This is a genomic window from Alcaligenes sp. Lyrl_28 (assembly GCF_051948705.1).
Taxonomy (GTDB): Bacteria; Pseudomonadota; Gammaproteobacteria; order Burkholderiales; family Burkholderiaceae_B; genus Alcaligenes; species Alcaligenes ammonioxydans.
The window spans coordinates 39,709-46,253 of record NZ_JAYJLG010000009.1 but is presented as its reverse complement, the minus strand read 5'-3'; the positions used below and the strand labels follow the sequence as shown (position 1 = coordinate 46,253).

Annotated in this window: 5 protein-coding genes; 1 reads left to right on the top strand and 4 read right to left on the bottom strand. The window is 55.4% G+C overall.

Going from position 1 to position 6,545, the window contains the following annotated elements:
• Positions 1–1,530: 1,530 nt before the first annotated feature.
• The 4 genes from VF694_RS16085 to VF694_RS16070 all read right to left on the bottom strand — a co-directional run bounded on the left by VF694_RS16085 (position 1,531) and on the right by VF694_RS16070 (position 5,042).
• Entirely contained in the window at positions 1,531–2,049 is a 519-nt protein-coding gene (locus tag VF694_RS16085; protein ID WP_003802207.1) for an aromatic-ring-hydroxylating dioxygenase subunit beta, read from the bottom strand.
• A gap of 13 nt (positions 2,050–2,062) precedes the next feature.
• Positions 2,063–3,352 carry an aromatic ring-hydroxylating dioxygenase subunit alpha gene (locus tag VF694_RS16080; RefSeq protein WP_003802208.1) on the bottom strand — a complete coding sequence of 430 codons (1,290 nt, stop codon included), beginning with the start codon at positions 3,350–3,352 and terminating at the stop codon, positions 2,063–2,065.
• 66 nt (positions 3,353–3,418) lie between these two features.
• Entirely contained in the window at positions 3,419–4,696 is a 1,278-nt protein-coding gene (locus tag VF694_RS16075; RefSeq protein WP_440164904.1) for an NAD(P)/FAD-dependent oxidoreductase, read from the bottom strand.
• A gap of 31 nt (positions 4,697–4,727) precedes the next feature.
• Positions 4,728–5,042, bottom strand: coding sequence for a non-heme iron oxygenase ferredoxin subunit (locus VF694_RS16070; protein ID WP_003802212.1), 315 nt, complete (start codon positions 5,040–5,042; stop codon positions 4,728–4,730).
• 381 nt (positions 5,043–5,423) lie between these two features.
• On the opposite strand from VF694_RS16070, the gene VF694_RS16065 reads away from it, so the two are divergent.
• On the top strand, positions 5,424–6,521 hold the full coding sequence (locus tag VF694_RS16065; RefSeq protein WP_336580163.1) for a TRAP transporter substrate-binding protein: 1,098 nt from the start codon (positions 5,424–5,426) through the stop codon (positions 6,519–6,521).
• Positions 6,522–6,545 lie beyond the last annotated feature (24 nt).

Sequence of the window (6,545 nt, the reverse complement as noted above, 5' to 3'; positions counted from 1 at the left end):
TCTTTAAAGCGATTCAAGCTCTTGAATGTTTGAGAAGAACAAGATGGTTCATCATGGCCTGGATGGGCGTCCGTGCTTGATGGACATGAGTCGTCGTTAACAAGTCTGTCTCGATAGTCTTGTGATTGAGTATCGATGGTCTGCCGCTTGGGGGCGGGCCATCGGACCTGTGCCCCTGGGAGCCGTATGGCTCTCGGGGGCTTTTTTATTTCTGGTCGCCTTATGGGTTTGCAGGGCTTGCTGTCACCGGACTTGAGTAAGGGGATGGTATATCGACAGATTGTCTGTCGGGAGGGCTGTCTTGTGAATCTTTTTAAGAAGGGTCTGGTGGAGCTTTGGGAGCACTAGAGGAGTTCTTCTGGACGTTGCTGTTTGGGCTTTGTGTCAGAGAGGGGGAGCTTTCTTGTGGGGCCCGTGTTCGGCTTGTCTTGGCGGGTCCCTTGCCCACGCTGCTCGTGGGTGCCCTTGTCAGAGTCCCGGGGCGGGCGGGTCGTGAACTCGGAGCGCGGTTTGTCCCCCGGACAAACCGCAAGCGTGCTCCTCAAACAGCGCGACCCTTGCCTCCCACCCCGGTACTCTGCCCGCGGCAAGGGCCCTGACTCGCCCGCCAAGCCGAACACGGGCCCCACAAGAAAACAAGCAACATTGTTTAAAGCCCAAACGACACTGGCAGAGGGGAGTGGAGGGTAGGGACTCAGATTGGATGGGTGGAGAACGGAAGGGGAGATGGGGTTTGCTTTGGCAAAGACCAAAGGCCAAAGGCTTGCAGCTTGTCAGTTTAAATTGCGGGGCTTTTGATGGTTTCTTTGTGTTTGGAGGGAATGTAAAACTCATCGTGACAGTGGAGTGTTTGGGGGAGAGGTGATCGTTGCGTGTGGGAGAGAGCTAATGTTCTTTATGCTCATCTGCTTACTGCCTATGGCTTATTACGCGAAGCAGATCGCTAGGCGCTTAGGAAACGCAGAAGAGCAAGGTAAAGGGCCCTATTTGTTCAAAGAGCCTGTAAGAGATGGGTAGATAAAAAGCCATCGTGAGCCGTTCAGTCGGTCTGCTGGGGTGTCATGGCGGATCAGAGTACTTGCCGCGGGCAGGAGATAGCGTAGGGGTGCAAGCATCCTGCTGTTTGAGCGGGGCGTTTGTGGTCCGTCCGGGGGACGGATCACCCCGCGAGTTCAGGATGCGCCCGTAGCTATCTCCTGACAAGGGCACCGGTGCGCAGCACCGGCAAGTGCTCAGCCCGGATACCCCAGCAGACCGACTGAATGGCGTTTTCACAGAGACCTTTTATTCCCGACCCTGACTAAGCTGAATGTCCCCAGGTCTGATAGTCCTCCCAAGCCTGCGCTACCCGTCGTAAAGACTCATATCTCTGACACTGCGCCAGCCATAAGCCCTGTGCCCAGTAAATAAGCAAAAAAAAGCACCCCTCAACAAAGAAGAGTGCTTAAAAGAATCAGAAAACCCTCTGACTCAAGTGGCTCGGAAACAGCACACAAAAAACGGTTTTAAAAATACAGGCAGACACCAGGTCTAGACGGGGAACACCAGATCGTTCGCCAGAATGGACGTATCAAAAATCACCTGACGCTCCTTGAGCATCAAACGACCGTCCACACGTGTGAACGTATCGAAGTAATTGCCCACCAGATGCACGGTAGAAGGCCCTTCCACCAGCGTTTGCATCAGCATGAAATTGGCCTCGGCTTCCAGATCGCCATTGTCAGCCTCGCTGATGACTCGTACATCGGTGACCAGATGCAGCATGTAGCGCGGGGCGTACATCTGCGTGCGAGCAATCGCCACGGCACGATCGTGCATCATGTCGCGACCTTCTGCATAAACCAGACCCACGGGCAGATTCAGATCTGCGTTCTCGCGTGAGGTCACCCGGTACAAGGCATCCTGCACAAAAAACATTGGCCAGTCTTCGACATTGCCCCGATCCAAGGTGGCACAGTACTCGGCATTGAACAGCTCGATTTCCGCCTTCAGGGTCACAGCACGCTCAAGAGGCACCTGGGCAGGTTTGAAAGAAAAATCCATTTTCATAAGTCAGCTCGTCTTACAGATCCATCACTTGGCGGTAGTACTGGTACATGGAGCGAATGGCCGCTTCCGAGATCAGCGTATTGGACGTGCCCAGCTTGCTCTCATCCAGCTTGATGATGTTCACCTCGCTACTGGAACGACGTACGCCTTCTTGCACAAATTTCATGGCCTCGTTGTCTTCCAGGCCCAGGAAACCGGCCGGTCCCATCAGGTTGCCCTGACGTAGACGATGTCGCGTCATCTCCTCAGTGTCGTCCTCATAGCCGAACATGGTCCATTGCATGATCAGGCTGTTGGGGCCATTGGGGACAATCTGACGCACGCCCAAGGTGTTCATTTCACGCTGAACAATCAGGTTGGGCCAGATGGTCTGCATGGTTACTGACCAAGGCGAATCAAACTCTTTGATGTAGTCCAGGAAACGTTCGTCGCGCAGACGCATATCGTCCACAAAGGAACGCATTTCCTTCTTGTTGTCCTCGCTGACCTCGGCGTACTTGTCCTCGGACTTGGCCGAAGCCATATAGCCATGACGGCCATGCACAGGGTCCACATACATCTGCGATTTGTTGCCCGCTACGAGCAGGCCAAAGACCACCAGGAACGAATGCAGCAAGGTCGCGTGGTAGGGGTCCTTCAGATTCTCGTGGTACATCTTCCAGTTGCAAGGCAGCTCGTTGCGGTAGTAACCCAGAATCTTGAGTTTCTTGCCGGGAAACACGGCCTCAAAGTCCTTCAGAATCTCAGGGGTCAGGTACTCCGTAATCGGCTCGACCTTATCGCTGTAGGACGCAAAAATCACGCCATTGTGCGTTGTCACATGCAGCTTTTTCAGGCCATGCTCGGAATTTTTGAAACTGCGCGGCATGCCGCCTTCTTTATTAGCGCCGCGCTTGAAGGGAATGCCTTGCAGGTCGCCCTTCAGGCTGTAGGACCACTGGTGGTAGGGACACACAAACTCATTAGTGTTGCCCTGGTTGTGGCGACAGAACTCAGCGCCACGGTGTGCACAGCGATTTTCGAAAACGTTGATGCTGCCATCTTCGGCACGAGCGACCACCACGGGTGTGGCGCCCACATACGAGCGCTTGTAGTCACCCGAATCGGGAATTTCGGCCTCCAGGGCCACGAAATTCCAGGTGTCACCGTGGAAAATCCGCTCCATCTCGCGGTTGTAGATGTCATTGCTGGTGTAGACCCAATCGGGAATCGTGTTGAGTACATCCTCGGGCCAGGTGCATTGCTCGACAGGGCGGTCTTTGGACCCGACCGTCTGGCCTATCACCGTTTGCGTCTGATACATGGGGTTCTCCTCTGATAACTCTTTAATGAATCGTGATGACAAGGCGGCGCAGGCCGCTTCTGTTTTTTAGACGTGGGCTGTACGCAGCGCTTCTTTCACGTACTGGCGCAGCTTGGTCGATGGGTCCAGCACGATAGCTGGATCGACGGGCACGTTCTGCTCCATGATGCTGCGCAAGGCGCGCAAGTCCGCTCCGGCATTGACGGCGATTGCATGTCGCAAATAGGGGCCTTCGAAAGCCAATAGCATGAAGCTGATGGCATCGGCCTGGCTGTCCATGACGCCGCGTACCTGATAGTCCAGATCCGGACTGCCCTGACCGAGCATCTGAATGTTGCAACCGAGCACATCTGTCCAGAACCAGCTCACGGGCGCGGCAGGCGCTGGCTGTGCGGCAATCACATGGGCCACCTGACGGGCTTGCTCGTTGGCGTTCTGCCAGGATTCCGTGCGAGTGCGCACCGCCGTCTCGGGGCAAATCTGTGTGGTGCAATCGCCTGCGGCATAAATGCCCGCCACACTGGTGCGGCCCTGACGATCCACAATAATCCCGGCGGTCATCTCGTCTACGGCAATGCCGCTGGCTCGGGCCAAGGCGGAGTTGGCGGTCAGGCCAGCGGCGACCAGCGCTACATCACCCTGTAAACGCTGACCATCCTTAAGCTCCAGTTCAACCGGATGTTCCTTGTCCGTTGCAAAATGAGCCTGGCTTACCCCTTGGCCCAAACACACCGTGATACCTTGCGATTCAAAGCGCTCCAGCAACCAATGCGATAGCAGGGCAGGGGCGTTGCGGGCCAGCAAGCGCTCGTTTGCCTCAACCACGGTGACCTGTGCGCCGGTTTCATGGGCGGTCGAGGCCAGCTCCAGACCCATGAAGCCTCCGCCAATCACCAGCACACGCACGCCTGGATGCAAACGGGCCTGCAGACGCAAGGCATCATCCAGCGTGCGCAGGTACAAGGCGTTAGCCTGGGTCGCAGGCAGCAGTGCCAGTTCGCGGGCCGCGCCGCCCGTGGCGAGCACGGCGTGTTCAAAACTCCAGGTTTGCCCATTGCTCAGGTGGGCTTGGCGGGACGCACAATCGAGAGAGTGCACCGAGGTGCCCAGTACAAGCTCAATATTCTGTTCTTGATAGAACTCGGCCTTTTGCAGGAAAACGCTTTCGGTGGACGCGCTGGCTTTGAGCACGTCTTTGGACAGTGGCGGGCGCTCGTAGGGAAGGTGAGTCTCCTCCCCTACCACGGTAATGCTGCCGCTATAGCCCAGGCCGCGCAGTTCGCGTGCCAGTACCGACGCCGCTTGGCCTGCGCCGATGATCAGTACGGAGGTGTAGTGTGCCATGATGTTGCTGGTTTCGTCCGCTGGAAAAAACTCAGGCCTGACTGAGGTCGGCCAAAATATCATTGCCTTCAATGCGTAACGGATAGACCTTGATATCCACCGTGGCCGGCGCGTTCATGGCCTTGCCCGTGCGCAAACAGAACTTGGCCTGATGCAGGGGGCATTCCACACAGCCATCTTCCAGATAGCCGTCAGAGAGCAGGGCATATTGGTGGGTACAGACGTTGTCGGTCAGGTAGAACTCGTCGTCCAGTTTATGCAGGGCCAATTTCTTGCCTTGCCAGTCGATAGCCAGGGACTCTTCGTTGTCGATGGCGTCGGTTTCGGAAATTTTTATCCAGTTCAAAGTCGTCTCCAGATTATGCATTCAATTTAGTCAGTATACTGTATAAATTGAAAAATAAAATATCGTTTTTATAAGGGATTGCGCTAGTTGAGGCTTAAGCTATTGATGCGTCTTTCCTTTATCCCATCAAGGACATGCGTCAGTAGTTTCCCTGCTTGACCAAAAATTAATTAATCAGCACACTTACTATTATCGAAGCGGTAAGTGTGAATTTCACAGGGCAGTTACACCGCTTGGAACGTCCGTCTGGCCCCTCGGGGGGGACGGTTTGGCAAGGTTTGGACCGCTGCTGTCCGGGCATCAGGCCAGACTGGCGGGCACAACCCAGACCCCTGTCGAGCAAGGGGTGTAAATACATTAAAAAATACAAAGAGGTGAGTGATGGAGCGTCGTAGTTTTCTGTTGAAATCGGCAACGGTCGCCGGTGCGGGTCTGACAGCGGTAGCTGCCCCTGCAATTGCACAAAACAGTCCCACCGTGCGCTGGCGCATGTCCACCGGCTGGCCCAAAAGCCTGGACACCATTTATGGCTCGGCCGAGGCACTGTGCAAACGTGTCAGCGAACTGACCGAGGGCAAATTCGAGATTCGCGCTTTTCCCGGTGGTGAACTGGTGCCTTACGCGCAGAATATGGATGCCATCAGCAATGGTACCGTCGAATGCAATCACGTGCTCAGTACCGCTTTTGTGGGCAAGAACACCGCCGTGACGTTTGACACTGGCCTGTCGTTTGGCATGAATGCCCGTCAGCACAATTCCTGGATCCACTACGGTGGCGGCCTGAAATTGCTGCGTGACATGTACAGCCAATACAACATCGTGAACTTTGTAGCCGGTAACGTGGGCGTGCAGATGGGGGGCTGGTTCCGCAAGGAAATCAAGGACCTGGAAAGTCTGCAGGGCCTGAAGATGCGCATCGGTGGAATTGGCGGCATGGTCTTGTCCAAACTGGGCGCGGTGCCTCAGCAGATTCCTCCCAGCGATATTTACTCCTCGCTGGAAAAAGGCACGATTGACGCTGCCGAGTGGATTGGGCCTTACGACGACGAAAAGCTGGGCTTGAACAAAGTTGCTCCCTTCTACTATTCCCCCGGTTGGTTTGAAGGCAGTGCGTCCTTGACCTCCATGGTCAATAAAGATGCCTGGGAAGCATTGCCTGCCAATTTCAAGGCTGCTTTCGAGACCGCCTGTAACGAGCAGTCCATGCTGTGCCTGGCCAAATACGATGCCCTGAACCCCGGCGCCCTGCGCAAGCTGGTGGCCGATGGCGCCAAACTGCGCTACTTCCCCAAAGACGTCATGAAGGCTGCCTACGACAAGTCTCAGGAGCTGTGGAAGGAGTTGTCGGATAGCAACGCCGATTTTGCCAAGATTTATCCAAGCTGGAAGACCTTCCAGGAGCAGGAAGCCAGTTGGTTCCGGGTGGCAGAAAGCGCCCTGGACAACTTCACTTTCAGCGAGTTGGGCAAGCGCGGTTAAGCAGTACATTCTTAAGGTAGTGAA